The sequence below is a fragment of the Stenotrophomonas sp. G106K1 genome (assembly GCF_037969685.1).
GTDB classification, from domain to species: domain Bacteria; phylum Pseudomonadota; class Gammaproteobacteria; order Xanthomonadales; family Xanthomonadaceae; genus Stenotrophomonas; species Stenotrophomonas lactitubi.
In genome coordinates, this window is sequence record NZ_JBBPFR010000002.1 from 248350 (window position 1) to 262028 (window position 13679).

Genomic DNA, 13679 nt, shown 5'->3' on the forward strand with positions numbered 1-13679 from the left:
GTGTGGAGGCGGCAAGATCCAGTAGATCCACGCCATGCGTGGATGTCCCGATGCCGCGTGGACCTCAACCCTCGCGCGCGATCGCGCGCCAGCCGATGTCGTTGCGGTGGAACTCGTTGGCCCAGGTCACCTTCGCCACGCCCGCGTACGCGTTTGCCTGCGCATCGCGCACGCTGTCGCCGAGCGCTGCCACGCACAGCACGCGGCCGCCGGCGCTGAGCACCTGGCCCTGCGCGTCCAGCGTCGTACCTGCATGGAACACCTTGGCCGTTGCCGGCACCTCATCCAGGCCGGAGATCACCTCACCGGTGATGGGCGCTTCCGGGTATGGCTTGGCTGCCAGCACCACGCCCAGTGACGGGCGCGGATCCCACTGCGCGTCCACCTGGTCCAGGCGACCATCGATCGCCGCTTCCACCAGCTCCACCAGGTCCGACTGCAGGCGCAGCATCACCGGCTGCGTTTCCGGGTCGCCGAAACGCACGTTGAACTCGATCACCTTCGGCGCGCCGCTGGCATCGATCATCAGGCCCGCGTAGAGGAAGCCGGTGAACGGAATGCCATCGGCGATCATGCCCTGCACGGTCGGGTTCACCACCTCGCGCATCACACGTGCATGCACTTCAGGTGTCACCACCGGGGCCGGCGAGTACGCACCCATGCCGCCGGTGTTCGGGCCGGTGTCGCCGTCGCCGACGCGCTTGTGATCCTGCGAGGTGGCCATCGGCAGTGCATGCACGCCATCGACCATCGAAATGAAGCTGGCTTCCTCGCCGTCGAGGAACTCCTCGATCACCACGCGCGCGCCGGCATCGCCGAAGGCGTTGCCCGAAAGCATGTCACGCACCGCGTCTTCGGCTTCGGCCAGCGTCATCGCCACGATCACGCCCTTGCCGGCGGCCAGGCCGTCGGCCTTGACCACGATCGGCGCGCCCTTCTCGCGCAGGTAGGCCAGTGCCGCGTCCACCTCGGTGTGCACGGAATAGAACGCGGTGGGGATGTTGTGGCGTGCCAGGAAATCCTTGGCGTAGGCCTTGCTGCCTTCCAGCTGCGCGGCGGCAGCCGTCGGCCCGAAGATGCGCAGGCCGGCGGCGCGGAAACGGTCGACCACGCCGGCCACCAGCGGCACTTCCGGGCCGACCACGGTCAGCGCTACGCCTTCTGCCTGGGCCAGGGCGAGCAGGCCATCGATGTCGGTGACCTTCACCGCGACGTTGCGGCACTTGTCTTCGTTGGCAGTGCCGGCATTGCCGGGCGCCACGAGCACTTCAGTGACACGGGAGGACTGGGCCAGCTTCCATGCCAGGGCGTGTTCGCGGCCGCCAGAGCCGATGACAAGTACGTTCATCACGAGATTCCAGATTGCGTGGGAAGGGTAGGTGGATATCCCCGGCGGCGCGCGTGGTTCACTCGCAGCCTTCGCGGTGCAGCGATTCGGGGAAGGGGTAGGTCCAGGACTTCGGGTCCAGGATGAAGCGATGTTCCTGCCGTACCTGCTTTCCACCGCAGGTGCTGCCGGTTTCCTCGATCAGCAGCGGCCAGACGCGCGCGTTGCGATCGCTGTCGTCGAAGCGCAGCGCGAAGTCGATGCTGAAGCGACGGGTGCGGCAGTCCTCGGCAGTGTCGGGGTCGGCGGCCGCGTCGACGTTCTCGCATTCGTACTGGGCGTCGTTGTCGATGTGGCTGCGCACGTTGCCGGTGGCGACCAGTCCCTTCGGCCCCGGCAGGATCAGTGACTGCGAGAGCAGCGAGAAGCCCTGGCCGAACCAGCCATCTTCGACGCGGAAGCCGTAGAAATCGCTGCCAGCGCGGATGATGCTGGCGCTGCCGGGCTGACCGCCACTGCCGAAGCGCTCTCCGGTCAGTTCGCTCACGACTTCGAAGCCTTCGCCCTTGGGATGCAGCACGAAGAAGTCGATGGTTCCCGGGTCGATGTGCGCGCCATCGGCCAGCGCACCGCACACTGCCAGCAGCTGCTGCCAGCTGTCGCCGGTCACCACCGGCTGCTCGGCGCAGACCTGCCAGTCCATGGGACGGGTTTCGCTTTCCTGGGCCCAGGTGCCGCGCCACTCACCCGACAGCTTGGCGTCGTTGCCGTAACGCTCGGTCAGGAACGCCTGCAGCCGCGCGGTGCGGCTGACATGGGCGGCCGGCTCGGCGGTGGCCGCCTTTGCAGGCTCTGCCTGCGGGGCAGAGGCGGGTTCGGCGGCCGGCTTGCAGCCGGCCAGCAGGGTGGTGCCAATGAAGGCGAGCACGGCGAGCGGTTTCAAAGAGACTGCAGACATCCGTGTCGCTCCGATAATCAGTGGCGGAAGTGGCGGACGCCGGTGAACACCATGGCCAGGCCGTGCTCGTCGGCGGCGGCGATGACTTCGGCATCGCGCATCGATCCGCCCGGCTGGATCACCGCCTTGATGCCGGCCGCGGCTGCAGCGTCGATGCCATCGCGGAACGGGAAGAACGCATCGGAGGCCATCACCGAGCCCTCCACCACCAGGTGCGCATCGGCCGCCTTGATGCCGGCGATGCGCGCCGAGTACACGCGGCTCATCTGGCCGGCACCCACACCGATGGTGCGGTTGTCCTTGGCATAGACGATTGCGTTGGACTTCACGAACTTGGCGACCTTCCAGGCGAACAGCAGGTCGGTGAACTGCTTGTCGGTCGGCGCCAGCTTGCTGACCACCTTCAGTTCGTCGCGGGTCATGCCGCGGTTGTCCGACGACTGCAGCAGCAGGCCGGAGCCCACGCGCTTGTTGTCGAAGTTGTTCAGGCCATCGCCGTGCGGGATGCGCAGCACGCGCACGTTGGCCTTCTTCTGCGCGTATTCCAGCGCGGCCGGCTCGTAATCCGGAGCGATCAGCACTTCCACGAACTGGCGGTCGAGGATCACCTGCGCAGTCGCAGCGTCGAGCGGCTTGTTGAAGGCGATGATGCCGCCGAAGGCGCTGGTCGGGTCGGTGGCATAGGCCAGCTCGTAGGCATCGCCGTTGCCGGCGCCAACGGCCACGCCGCACGGGTTGGCATGCTTGACGATGACACAGGCCGGCGCATCGAACTGACGCACGCATTCCCATGCCGCATCGGCATCGGCCAGGTTGTTGTAGCTCAGCTCCTTGCCCTGCAGCTGCTGGAAGGTGGCCAGCGTGCCCGGCACCGGATGCAGGTCGCGGTAGAACGCGCCGCTCTGGTGCGGGTTTTCGCCGTAGCGCAGGTCCATCACCTTCACGAAGGTGGAATTCATCTGCGCCGGGTACTCGGCACGCGCCGGCACGGCAGCGTCGGTGGCGGTGACGGCAGACAGGTAGTTGCTGATCGCCGCGTCGTACTGGGCGACGCGGTTGAACGCGGCTACCGAGAAAGCGAAACGGGTGCCGGCCGACAGCTGGCCGTCGTTGGCGTCGAGCGAGGCCAGCAGTTCGGCGTACTGCGACGGATCGGTGGCCACCGCCACGCGGGCGAAGTTCTTGGCCGCCGAGCGCAGCATGGCCGGGCCGCCGATGTCGATGTTCTCGACCGCGTCGGCCAGGGTGCAGTCGGCCTTGGCGGTGACCGCTTCGAACGGATACAGGTTCAGCACCAGCAGGTCGATGGCGCCGATGCCGTGCTCGGCCATCACGGCGTCGTCCAGGCCGGAGCGGCCCAGCAGGCCGCCATGCACCATTGGATGCAGGGTCTTGACCCGTCCATCCATCATTTCCGGGAAACCGGTGACCTCGGCAACGTCCTTCACGGCCAGGCCGGCATCGCGGATCGCCTTGGCGGTACCGCCGGTGGACAGCAGTTCCACGCCGCGTGCAGCCAGCGCGGTGGCCAGCTCGACCAGGCCGGTCTTGTCGGAAACGGAGAGGAGGGCCCGGCGGACGGGCAACAGATCAGCAGTCATGGGGACAGGGCAATCGGCAGCGGAGCGGGGCCGATATTGTAGGCGGTGGGGGCCGGTGGCGGGCGCTGGTGGGGGAAATTGGCCGGTGCAGCCCCCGTCGCGGTCCGCTCGGCAGCGCCTGCATGGACCGGCATTGGGAGCGATTCGATACGTGGCGCTGTCGCAATCAGGTAGGCTGTGCCCGCACTGCCAAGGATTAGCGGGTTCAGATCGTGTCGATCTATGCATTGAAAGGACGTTTCCAGGACCTGCTGCGTCCGGCCGTACACGGCCTGTACCGCATGGGCGTCACCGCCAACGCGGTGACCGTGGCTGCGGCCGTGGTCTCGCTGCTGGTGGCTGCCGCAGTGTGGTGCTGTGCACCCGCGCAGCCGCTGCTGTATCTGGCGCTGCCGCTGTGGATGCTGCTGCGCATGGCCCTCAACGCGGTCGACGGCATGCTGGCCCGCGAGTTCGGCCAGCAATCGCGGCTGGGCGCCTATCTGAACGAGTTGTGCGACGTGATCGCCGACGCGGCGCTGTACCTGAGCCTGCTCAGCGTGCCGGGCGTGCGTGCGGAGGCACTGTGGCTGCTGGCCTGGGCCGCCGCGCTGAGCGAGTACGCCGGCGTACTGGGCCTGATGGTCGGCGCCAGCCGCCGCTATGACGGCCCGATGGGCAAGAGCGACCGCGCGTTCGTGATCGGCGTGCTGGGTCTGTTGCTGGCGTTCGGCTGGGGCGGTGCGATGACGGTCAGCGGCGTGGCCGCTGCGATGGCGGTGCTGTGCGGGATGACGATGGTCAACCGCGTACGCCGGGGATTGAAGGAATCGGCGGTTTCGCCGCAGTAAACACAATACGACCACACGCCATTCCAATACGGAGATTGCATGCGTCAGGCGCAGGAACGGGAATTCCACAGCTTCGACCAGGTACCGCTGTTCTACCGGTACTGGCCGAGCACCATGGCAACCACGCCGGCCAGGGCCATCGTGCTGCTGCATCGCGGCCATGAACACTCCGGCCGGGTCACCCATCTGGTCGACGAACTGGACCTGCCCGACACGGCCTTCTTTGCGTGGGACGCGCGCGGCAATGGCCGCTCGCCCGGCACGCGCGGCGACGCACCGGGGTTCCCGGCGCTGGTACGCGACCTGGACAGTTTCATCGCCCACATCGGTGCCGAGCACGGCATCGCGATCGAGGACATCGTGGTCATCGCGCAGAGCGTGGGTGCAGTGGTTGCTGCCACCTGGGTGCACGACTACGCGCCGCGCCTGCGCGCACTGGTGATGGCCTCGCCTGCGTTCAAGGTGAAGCTGTACGTGCCGTTCGCACGCGCAGGGCTGACGCTGATGCAGAAGCTGCGCGGCAACTTCTTCGTCAACAGCTACGTCAAGCCGCAGTGGCTGACTCACGACCCGGCACGGGTGGAAAGCTACCGCACCGATCCGCTGATCACCCGGCCGATCTCCGTGCGCGTGCTGCTGGGCCTGTACGAAGCGGCCGACCGCATCGTGGCCGACGCGCAGGCGATCAGCGTGCCGGTGCAGTTGCTGGTGTCCGGCTCGGACTTCGTGGTGCATCGCGGCCCGCAGGACCGTTTCTACGAACGCCTGTCCAGCCCGATCAAGGAGCGCGTGCACCTGCCGGGCTTCTTCCACGACACCCTGGGCGAGCGCGACCGTGCACCGGCACTGGCTCGCGTGCGCAGCTTCATCCAGGCACGCTTTGCCGAACCGCTGCAGGAGCTGTCGCGGCGCGATGCGCATCGGCACGGCCCGACCTTCGAAGAATCGGAGATCCTGTCGTGGCCGCCGGAGCGCAACAGCCTGGCCGACCTGCGCTGGCGCGTGGTGCGCGGTGGACTGCGCTTCGGTGGCACGCTGTCCGAGGGCATCGCGCTGGGCCTGCAGACCGGTTTCGACTCGGGCAGCACGCTGGACTACATCTACCGTGATGAAGCGCGGGGCAAGGGCCCGCTGGGCCGGATGGTCGATCGCAATTATCTGGATGCGATCGGTTGGCGCGGCATCCGTGTGCGCGGCAAGCATCTGCAGGAACTGCTGCGCGACGCCGCCCAGCGACTGCGCGGGCAGGGCGCGCCGGTGCGCGTGCTGGACGTGGCTGCCGGCCATGGGCGCTACGTGCTGGAAGCACTCGGCCAGGGCGAACAGCGTGCCGACCGCATCGTGCTGCGCGATTTCAGCGATCTGAACGTGACCCAGGGCAAGGCCTTGATCGAGCGCCTCGGCGCGGCCGACATCGCCCGCTTCGAACAGGGCGATGCGTTCGATCCGGCACAGCTGGCATCGGTGGACCCGGCGCCGACGCTGGCGGTGGTATCCGGCCTGTACGAACTGTTCCCGGACAACGATGCGGTGCTGCGTTCGCTGCAGGGCATCGCCGCGACCGTGCCGGTGGGCGGTTACCTGGCCTATACCGGGCAGCCGTGGCATCCGCAGCTGGAGTTCATCGCGCGTGCATTGACCAGCCACCGTGGTGGCGCGGCATGGGTGATGCGCCGCCGTACCCAGCACGAGATGGACGAACTGGTGCGCCTGGCCGGCTTCCAGAAGGTGGCCCAGCGTATCGATGACTTCGGCATCTTCACCGTATCGCTGGCACGCCGGATCGCGTGATGGCGACACTGGCGGCAACCGCATCACCCAGCGAGGCGCGCCCGTGGCGGCGCGCCCTGCTGTGGCTGGCCCTGCTCGGTCCGTTCTTCTTCGCCAGCTATGGCTTCGCCAACTGGATGGCTGGTCGCCACGCCGAATTGCCGGTGCTGGCGTTCGCCTGGGAAACACGGATTCCGTTCGTGCCTTGGACGATCGTGCCGTACTGGTCGATCGACCTGTTCTATGCGATCTCGTTCTTCCTGTGCCGGCGTCGGCTGGAGCTGGACCGGCACGCGCTGCGCCTGCTCAGTGCGCAGGTGATTGCGGTGGCCTGCTTCCTGTTGTGGCCATTGCGCTTCAGTTTCGAGCGACCGGAAATCGGCGGTGTGTTCGGCTGGTTGTTCGACGTGCTGCTGGGCTTCGACAAGCCATTCAACCAGGCGCCGTCGCTGCACATCGTGCTGCTGATCGTGCTGTGGGTGAAGTTCGCGCAATACCTGCACGGGGCCTGGCGGCTGCTGCTGCATGTATGGGCGCTGCTGATCGGCATTTCGGTGCTGACCACCTTCCAGCATCACTTCATCGACATTCCCACCGGGCTGCTGGTCGGCTGGTTGTGCGTGTGGCTGTGGCCGGAGCAGGGCACACCGCCGTTACGCGCGTGGCAGGCCACGGGTGACCCGAAACGTTGGTGGCTGGCGGCGTTGTATGCGCTCGCTGCCGGCCTCCTGCTGGTGCCGGTGGTGATGCTGCGTGGCGCTGCGTTGTGGCTGCTGTGGCCGACGGCGTCGTTGCTGCTGGTGTCGTTGGCCTATGCGGGGCTGGGCACGGCAGTGTTCCAGAAGCGCGCCGATGGCCGGTTGACGATGGCCGCGCGCTGGCTGCTGGCACCGTACCTGGGTGCGGCGTGGATCAACTCGCGGTTGTGGACGCGGCGCGCGCCGCAGCCCATGCCGGTCATCGACGAGGTCTGGCTGGGTCGCCTGCCGGCTACCGCACTGGCGGTGCCGCTGGTGGGGGTGGTCGACACCTGTGCCGAGCTCTCCTGTCGTGCGCCAGGGGCAGCGTACACCAGCGTGCCGATGCTGGACCTGGTGGTGCCAACGGCGGCGCAGCTGCGTGCCGCGGCGGACGCCATCGAACGCCTGCGCGACCAGGGCCCCGTTCTGGTCTGCTGTGCGCTGGGCTATTCGCGCAGCGCGGCCAGTGTGGCGACGTGGTTGCTGCGCACCGGCCGTGCGTGCGATGTGGCCGAAGCGGTGGCGATCGTACGCTCCGCGCGGCCGAGCATCGTGCTGCACGACGTTCATCTACAGGTGATCGCGGCCGCTGCCGCGCAGGAGTCCATTGCATGAGCGCCGTGCCCGATCTGCCGATGATGCATCTGCTGCTGCGGCAGGGACGTCTGCCTGCCGCGTTGTCGCTGGGCTTGCTGCTGGTGGCCCTGTTGCTGCTGGGCATCGAACCGGCGCTGGCGATGTTCGCCGCTGGCCTGCTGCTGCTGAGCCTGGTTGCAGGCGTTGTGCAGGCGTACTACGCGGTGCGGGTGCAGTTGGACGCCAGCCTGCTGCGCCTGCTGCAGCAGGAGGGCCTGCAGGGTGAAGACGCAGCGCAGCGGGTGGACCAGGCGCTGCACGCCGCTGGCCTGCGCAGGCTGGACGCACAGGCGCCGACGCGTGGCTGGGATACGCGCTGGACCGGCATGCGCCGCCTGCTGATGCGCCAGTACGTGGCCACGCTGCTGCAGTTCGCTGCCCTGCTGCTGGCCGTGCTGTGGCCACAGACCTGACCGGAGGTGCCGATGTTCGCTGAACTGATCGCCCGCGCCTGCAGCGCGGCCATCCATGTGGTGACCGGTGCACGCGCGTTGTGGGTCGGCTGCGCGCCGTCCAGCGAGCACCGCGTCTACTACGGCAACCACGCCAGTCATGGTGATTTCGTGCTGATCTGGTCGTCGATGCCGCCGGCGCTGCGGCGCCAGGTGCGGCCGGTCGCCGCCGCCGAGTACTGGCAGCGCGATGGTCTGCGTCGTTATCTGATCGACGCGGTATTCAATGGCGTGCTGGTGGAACGCGAGGCGGGCAACCGTCATCAGGATCCGCTGCAGGTGCTGCGTGACGCGGTGGATGAGGGCTGTTCGTTGATCCTGTTTCCGGAAGGCACGCGCAACATCGGCGATGAGCCGCTGCTGCCGTTCAAGAGCGGCATCTACCACCTGGCCCGGCAACGCCCGGAGCTGGAGTTCGTGCCGGTATGGATCGACAACCTGAAGCGGGTGATGCCGAAGGGGCGTTTCCTGCCGCTGCCGCTGCTGTGTACGGCGACCTTCGGTACGCCGCTGCGGCTGCAGGCCGATGAGGACAAGGCCGCGTTCCTGGCGCGCAGCCGGCAGGCGCTGCTGGCCCTGGCCCCGAACGGAGGCCGCGCATGAGCTTCATGATCGATGTGTCCGGTGATCTCGCCGCACGCAGTGTGGGTCAGCAGACCGGGCTGCTGTTCGCCGGTGTGGGTGCGGTGCTGGTGCTGGCCACGCTGGTGGCCGAGACGCTGCGCTGGCGCCAGCGCGGCAAGCCCAGCGCGGTGATCGCCAACCTGGTCTCGCGCATCCGCGCGTGGTGGGTGATGGCCATCGTGGTGGGGCTGGCGCTGTTCTTCGGACGCGCCGGCGTGATCGTGCTGTTCGCGATCATCTCGCTGTTCGCACTGCGCGAATTCATCACCCTGGCGCCCACACGGTCAGGTGACTACTACGCGTTGCTGGCCGCGTTCTACATCGTGCTGCCGTGGCAGTACTACCTGGTGTGGATCGACTGGTATGGCATGTACACGCTGTTGATCCCGGTGTACGCGTTCCTGTTCCTGCCGATCCTGGCCACCATCGGTGGTGATACTACCCATTACCTGGAGCGCACGTCGAAGGTGCAGTGGGGCCTGATGATCTGCGTGTTCTGCATCTCGCACGTACCGCTGCTGCTGAACCTGCGTGTGCCAGGCTACGATCCGGCGCGCAACGTGCTGCTGTTCGCCTTCCTGGTGATCGTGGTGCAGTCGTCGGACGTGCTGCAGTACATCTGGGGCAAGCTGTTGGGCAAGCACCTCATCGCGCCGAAGCTGTCGCCGTCGAAGACGGTGGAGGGCTTCGTCGGTGGCGTGCTCTGTGCCAGCGCGCTGGGCGCCGCGCTCTGGTGGATCACCCCGTTCACGCCGCTGCAGGCGTTCGGCCTGTCGCTGCTGATCAACCTGATGGGGTTCTGGGGCGGCCTGGTGATGTCGGCGATCAAGCGCGACCGCGGCATCAAGGACTGGGGCAACATGATCGAGGGCCATGGCGGCATGCTCGATCGGCTGGATTCAGTGTGCTTCGCCGCGCCGGTGTTCTTCCATGTGGTGCGGTACTACTGGAACGCTGGCGGCGGCGGGTGATTCGGCGGGCTTCCATCCACGCATGGCGTGGATCTACTGGAACCAGGTGGCCCCGGAACCGGTAGCGCCGGGCCATGCCCGGCGTGCTGCGCTTACGCGCTGATGCCGTATTCCTTCAGCTTCTTGCGCAGGGTGGCACGGTGGATGCCCAGCATCGCGGCCGCGCGGCTCTGGTTGCCTTCGCAGTGGTTGAGCACTTCCACGAACAGTGGAATCTCCATCTCGCGCAGCACGATCTCGTAGACATCGTCCGCATCGCAGCCATCGAGGTCGCGCAGGTAACGGCGCACGGACTGGGCCACGTGTTCGCGCAGCGGTGGCCGGGCAGCGCCACGACTGTTGTCAGGACGAGAAAGGACAGCGTTCAAGGGGGTTCCCGATCTGGTTGGTCCATGCACGCGGGGCGCCGGACCGGATGAGGTGATGGCGGTCAGTCTAGCGCGAGCGTGCCCGACCTGCCACGGCCGGACGGTCCGACCAAGGTCAAAGGAACTCGAAGGTGAATGCGACCGTGGATGCGGCAGGCTCCTGTACGCGGAAGGCGATGCGCGCGCTTTGACCCGGTTCAAGCGGGGCTGCCCCGGGGTTTTCCCCGAGATACTGCGCCGGTGTGAACACGCCGGTGCCGATCACGCGACCATCGGCATCGGACAGCGACAGGCGCAGATCAGGCCATGCCTGCGGCCAGCGCGCGTCGTTGCGGATGCTGGCCTGGATCTGCAGGACGCCCGCCTGGGCCGGCAACGGCCGGATTTCACGGCTGGTCATGGTGAACGCAGTGGGCTCGCGCCAAGCGGGCAGCGTGCAGCGCAGCACGCCGCACAGCGCGCCAATCCATGGCCGGGTGCCGGCATCGGCCGCCAGCCGCGCACGATCGGCAAGCACGCTCTGCAGCAACAGCAGCAGCGCCAGCGCGGCCACCAGCAGCCAATGCCAGCGAGGCGTTGGCAGCGCCCGCGGGCGCACGCCGAGGAAGCTGGGCGCATCGGCGACGGTGGCAACGATGCCGGATGCGGCAGTGGGCGCCGGCTCGATGATTGGATCATCGGCGGGCGGCGGTTCTGTTTCTGTTGCCGCCGCGATGTCCGTTGCCGGGTCGAGGTCGTCGATCACCGGCGCTGCATCGCTCGGCCCCGGTTCGCGCGGTTCCGTGGCTTCAGGCGCGGCATCACGCCCCGGCGCGGTGCGCAGGAACGTGGCCAGGGGGCGACGCGGTGGGTTCGGCTCGGACATGCTCTGGGCGCGGGCTCGGATCCAGCAGTCATTCAACCACGATCAGGCGCGGCGCATGCCGGTGATGCGCATCCAGTCGCCATCCTGGGTGGCCTGCAGGTCCTCGAACCATGCTGCATAGCGCTGCAGCAGTTCGTCTTCCTGGCCATGCAGGATGCCCGACAGGGCGATGCGGCCACCGCTGGCGACACGGGTGGCCAGCAGTTCGGCCAGTGCGTCCAGCGCGGAGGCCAGGATGTTGGCGACCACGATCGGGTAGGTGGCGACCGGTTCGTCCTGCGGCAGGTACACCTGCATGCGTGCCTGTTCGCCATTGCGTTCGGCATTGTCGGCGGTGGCGATCAGCGCCTGCGGGTCGTTGTCCACGCCGATGGCCTCGGCGGCACCGAGCTTCAGCGCGGCCAGGGCGAGAATGCCCGAGCCACAGCCGAAATCGAGTACGCGCTGGCCCTGCAGCTGGCCATCGACGGCCAACTGGTCCAGCCAGCGCAGGCACAGTGCGGTGGTCGGGTGGGTGCCCGAGCCGAAGGCCAGGCCCGGGTCGAGGCGCACGATGGCGGCGTCGGCAGCCTGCGCGGCCTCCGGCAGCTCATGGTTCCACGGCACGATCCAGGTGCGGCTGCCGAAGTCCATCGGCTGGAACTGGTCCAGCCACGCGCGCTCCCAGTCCTGGTCTTCCACGGCGCGGAAGCTGCCGTTGCTCCAGTCCAGCTCCGGGTCGAAGGCTTCCAGCGCGGCCAGCAGCAGCAGGGCGTTGCTGTCGGCCGGGAACAGCGCGCTGAGCACCAGGGTGTCCCACAGCGGAGTCTCACCCACGCCGGGTTCCAGGATGGCCTGCTCGTTGCTGGTGTCGGCTTCGGCATCAAGCAGGGTCACCGCCAGCGCGCCGACGTCCTCCAGCGCATTCTCATAGCGGGGCTGGGTGGCTTCGGTGCAACGCAGGGTCAGTTCCAGGAACGGCATGGCGGTGAGGGCAATCGCGGGAAAGGGAGCCATGCTAGACCATCACGGCGTCTCCGTATGCCTTGAGATGAACGAAGCCGATTCAGACAGCCCTCACGGGCCTTGCTAAACTCGACGCTTTCCTGTGCGCCGTACCACCGACCGTTGCCGATGGCTTTCGCCCCGCCCCTGAAAACCTGGTTGCTCGTCCTGCCGGCCGTGGCCGTGCTGGGCGTGGCCGGTTATCGGGCCAATGGCCACGGACGGGACATGGACGCGCGCGTCGACGTGCCGCTGGTTACCCAGACCAGCGACGCGCAGGGGGCGCTGGCACCGGTGATGCCGGAAGCGCTGGCACGCCGCCTGGCTGCTTTCGAACGTGGCACCGCGCTGCCTTCGGGCCTGCCGCTGGATATCCGCGCCGACATCGAAGGTGCCACCGATCTGTACGCCTACGCGCAGCGCCTGCGCGTGCAGGCCGACCAGGGCAACCATGAGGCGCGCTGGATGCTCAGCCGGGTCTATGACTACTGCGCGCAGTACGCGGTTGATCCGGGTGGCTACCGCCTGGACAACAGCGTGCTGTCCGGCCTTGGCCTGAGTGCTGCACCGGAGATGGTGGAGGCGCGCGAGCGGGTGGCGCAGCGCTGCGGTGGCTTCGTGCCCGGCGACAAGCTGGGGCCGGCGCTGGTGCTCGGCGAGCGGCGTCGTGCGGCCCAGCAGGGCAACCTCGCTGCCGAAGCGGCGCTGTTTGCCGAAGGTGAGCCGCTGCACGACAACGAGCAGTACCGTCGTGACCTGGTCGAGCGCGTGCGTACCTCGCGCGATCCGGAAGCCTATATGGCCATCGCGCCGGGCATGGGATTGCGCGCGGCCGGCGACAAGGCGCTCGTCGGCATGGTCGCCGGAGAACAGCTCAGTGAACTGGCATGGCGGGTTGCGGCCTGCGAACTCGGTCTTCCCTGTGGAGCCGACAGTGTGCTGGTCAACAGTTTTTGTGCGAATGGAGGGATCTGTTCGCCGGATGGAACGCAGGACTTCCGTGATTTTGTGTATGACGCCGCGGTTTCGCGGCAAGGTGCGGGGAAAATGAAGGAATGGATCAAGCGATTGATTGGAACGAGGGACGGACGATGAACTACCGTCGATTCCTGCATGGGGCCAAGTTCTGGTTCTGGGTGGTGTTGTTCGTGGCGTACTCGGCCGGTGCCGTGGGCCTGCTGATGATCGACACCTACGAGGACCGCTACCGGCGTCTGTCGAAGGTGGAGCTGACCTCGGTGAAGACACAGGAAGACGTGCGCCGTGCAGGCGCCAGCCAGGTTGCCGCCGTTTACCGCGCGCAGAGTGGCGTGCCGTTCTCGTCGTTGCCGGCTGGCAGCACCTTCCAGGTGGTGTGGCCGGATGGCTCCAGCGAGACCATGGTGATCGTCGATCCGACCTCGCCGAACGGCGTGCGTCCTTTGGCGAACTCGCAGATTCCCGCGGAAGTCGCCGACAAGCGTTGAAGGTAGCGCCGGGCCATGCCCGGCGCTGCCGGACGGTAAACAGAAGAGGGCGGGGAAATCCCCGCCCTTTTCATATGCAGCGACAGC

14 protein-coding genes are annotated in these 13679 nt (G+C 67.5%); 8 read left to right on the plus strand and 6 right to left on the minus strand.

The window, feature by feature from the left end:
- Positions 1-64: 64 nt before the first annotated feature.
- From purD to purH, 3 genes are read right to left on the minus strand one after another with little or no spacing between them, the layout of a single operon-like run.
- On the minus strand, positions 65-1348 hold the full coding sequence (purD, locus tag WKB25_RS03430; protein WP_340568743.1) for a phosphoribosylamine--glycine ligase: 1284 nt from the start codon (positions 1346-1348) through the stop codon (positions 65-67).
- Positions 1349-1406: 58 nt separating this feature from the next.
- Positions 1407-2285: a hypothetical protein gene (locus WKB25_RS03435; RefSeq protein ID WP_340568744.1), complete on the minus strand. Its 879-nt coding sequence runs from the start codon at positions 2283-2285 to the stop codon at positions 1407-1409.
- Positions 2286-2302: 17 nt separating this feature from the next.
- The gene (gene purH / locus WKB25_RS03440; RefSeq protein ID WP_340568745.1) at positions 2303-3886 is read right to left on the minus strand and encodes a bifunctional phosphoribosylaminoimidazolecarboxamide formyltransferase/IMP cyclohydrolase; all 1584 of its coding nucleotides are present in this window, start codon (positions 3884-3886) and stop codon (positions 2303-2305) included.
- A 212-nt stretch (positions 3887-4098) separates the two neighbouring features.
- Between purH and WKB25_RS03445 the strand changes: the two genes are divergently transcribed.
- The 6 genes from WKB25_RS03445 to WKB25_RS03470 are packed head-to-tail and all read left to right on the plus strand — an operon-like array spanning position 4099 to position 9909.
- Positions 4099-4716 carry a CDP-alcohol phosphatidyltransferase family protein gene (locus tag WKB25_RS03445; RefSeq protein WP_340568746.1) on the plus strand — a complete coding sequence of 206 codons (618 nt, stop codon included), beginning with the start codon at positions 4099-4101 and terminating at the stop codon, positions 4714-4716.
- Positions 4717-4755: 39 nt separating this feature from the next.
- Entirely contained in the window at positions 4756-6507 is a 1752-nt protein-coding gene (locus tag WKB25_RS03450) for a bifunctional alpha/beta hydrolase/class I SAM-dependent methyltransferase (protein WP_340568747.1), read from the plus strand.
- Positions 6507-7841 (plus strand): phosphatase PAP2/dual specificity phosphatase family protein, encoded by a 1335-nt coding sequence (locus tag WKB25_RS03455; protein WP_340568748.1) that lies wholly within the window; start codon positions 6507-6509, stop codon positions 7839-7841. Before WKB25_RS03450 ends, WKB25_RS03455 begins: the two co-directional genes overlap by 1 nt.
- Positions 7838-8275, plus strand: coding sequence for a hypothetical protein (locus WKB25_RS03460; RefSeq protein ID WP_340568749.1), 438 nt, complete (start codon positions 7838-7840; stop codon positions 8273-8275). The genes WKB25_RS03455 and WKB25_RS03460 overlap by 4 nt, the downstream gene beginning before the upstream one ends.
- A gap of 12 nt (positions 8276-8287) precedes the next feature.
- Complete coding sequence (locus WKB25_RS03465) at positions 8288-8917, plus strand: lysophospholipid acyltransferase family protein (RefSeq protein ID WP_025878621.1); 630 nt, start codon at positions 8288-8290, stop codon at positions 8915-8917.
- Positions 8914-9909 carry a phosphatidate cytidylyltransferase gene (locus WKB25_RS03470; protein ID WP_340568750.1) on the plus strand — a complete coding sequence of 332 codons (996 nt, stop codon included), beginning with the start codon at positions 8914-8916 and terminating at the stop codon, positions 9907-9909. Before WKB25_RS03465 ends, WKB25_RS03470 begins: the two co-directional genes overlap by 4 nt.
- 92 nt (positions 9910-10001) lie before the next feature.
- Here the strand turns inward: WKB25_RS03470 and fis are convergent, their stop codons facing one another.
- The 3 genes from fis to prmA form a co-directional block, all read right to left on the minus strand.
- Positions 10002-10277: a DNA-binding transcriptional regulator Fis gene (gene fis / locus WKB25_RS03475; RefSeq protein WP_006397198.1), complete on the minus strand. Its 276-nt coding sequence runs from the start codon at positions 10275-10277 to the stop codon at positions 10002-10004.
- A 115-nt stretch (positions 10278-10392) separates the two neighbouring features.
- Positions 10393-11142 (minus strand): DUF3426 domain-containing protein, encoded by a 750-nt coding sequence (locus WKB25_RS03480; protein ID WP_340568751.1) that lies wholly within the window; start codon positions 11140-11142, stop codon positions 10393-10395.
- A gap of 42 nt (positions 11143-11184) precedes the next feature.
- On the minus strand, positions 11185-12105 hold the full coding sequence (gene prmA, locus WKB25_RS03485; RefSeq protein ID WP_340568847.1) for a 50S ribosomal protein L11 methyltransferase: 921 nt from the start codon (positions 12103-12105) through the stop codon (positions 11185-11187).
- A gap of 150 nt (positions 12106-12255) precedes the next feature.
- Here prmA and WKB25_RS03490 point away from each other — a divergent pair, with 150 nt between their 5' ends.
- On the plus strand, positions 12256-13221 hold the full coding sequence (locus WKB25_RS03490) for a hypothetical protein (protein ID WP_340568752.1): 966 nt from the start codon (positions 12256-12258) through the stop codon (positions 13219-13221).
- Positions 13218-13592 (plus strand): hypothetical protein, encoded by a 375-nt coding sequence (locus WKB25_RS03495; RefSeq protein ID WP_100462209.1) that lies wholly within the window; start codon positions 13218-13220, stop codon positions 13590-13592. The genes WKB25_RS03490 and WKB25_RS03495 overlap by 4 nt, the downstream gene beginning before the upstream one ends.
- Positions 13593-13679: the final 87 nt, after the last annotated feature.

What these genes read in the sequence shown, in the direction of transcription:
- WKB25_RS03465 (WP_025878621.1), top strand. Translation starts at nt 8,288, where the DNA reads ATGTTCGCTGAACTGATCGCCCGCGCCTGCAGCGCGGCCATCCATGTG.
- WKB25_RS03435 (WP_340568744.1), bottom strand. Translation starts at nt 2,285, where the DNA reads ATGTCTGCAGTCTCTTTGAAACCGCTCGCCGTGCTCGCCTTCATTGGC.
- WKB25_RS03460 (WP_340568749.1), top strand. Translation starts at nt 7,838, where the DNA reads ATGAGCGCCGTGCCCGATCTGCCGATGATGCATCTGCTGCTGCGGCAG.
- purH (WP_340568745.1), bottom strand. Translation starts at nt 3,886, where the DNA reads ATGACTGCTGATCTGTTGCCCGTCCGCCGGGCCCTCCTCTCCGTTTCC.
- WKB25_RS03470 (WP_340568750.1), top strand. Translation starts at nt 8,914, where the DNA reads ATGAGCTTCATGATCGATGTGTCCGGTGATCTCGCCGCACGCAGTGTG.
- WKB25_RS03455 (WP_340568748.1), top strand. Translation starts at nt 6,507, where the DNA reads ATGGCGACACTGGCGGCAACCGCATCACCCAGCGAGGCGCGCCCGTGG.
- WKB25_RS03450 (WP_340568747.1), top strand. Translation starts at nt 4,756, where the DNA reads ATGCGTCAGGCGCAGGAACGGGAATTCCACAGCTTCGACCAGGTACCG.
- purD (WP_340568743.1), bottom strand. Translation starts at nt 1,348, where the DNA reads ATGAACGTACTTGTCATCGGCTCTGGCGGCCGCGAACACGCCCTGGCA.
- WKB25_RS03495 (WP_100462209.1), top strand. Translation starts at nt 13,218, where the DNA reads ATGAACTACCGTCGATTCCTGCATGGGGCCAAGTTCTGGTTCTGGGTG.
- WKB25_RS03490 (WP_340568752.1), top strand. Translation starts at nt 12,256, where the DNA reads ATGGCTTTCGCCCCGCCCCTGAAAACCTGGTTGCTCGTCCTGCCGGCC.
- prmA (WP_340568847.1), bottom strand. Translation starts at nt 12,105, where the DNA reads ATGCCGTTCCTGGAACTGACCCTGCGTTGCACCGAAGCCACCCAGCCC.
- WKB25_RS03480 (WP_340568751.1), bottom strand. Translation starts at nt 11,142, where the DNA reads ATGTCCGAGCCGAACCCACCGCGTCGCCCCCTGGCCACGTTCCTGCGC.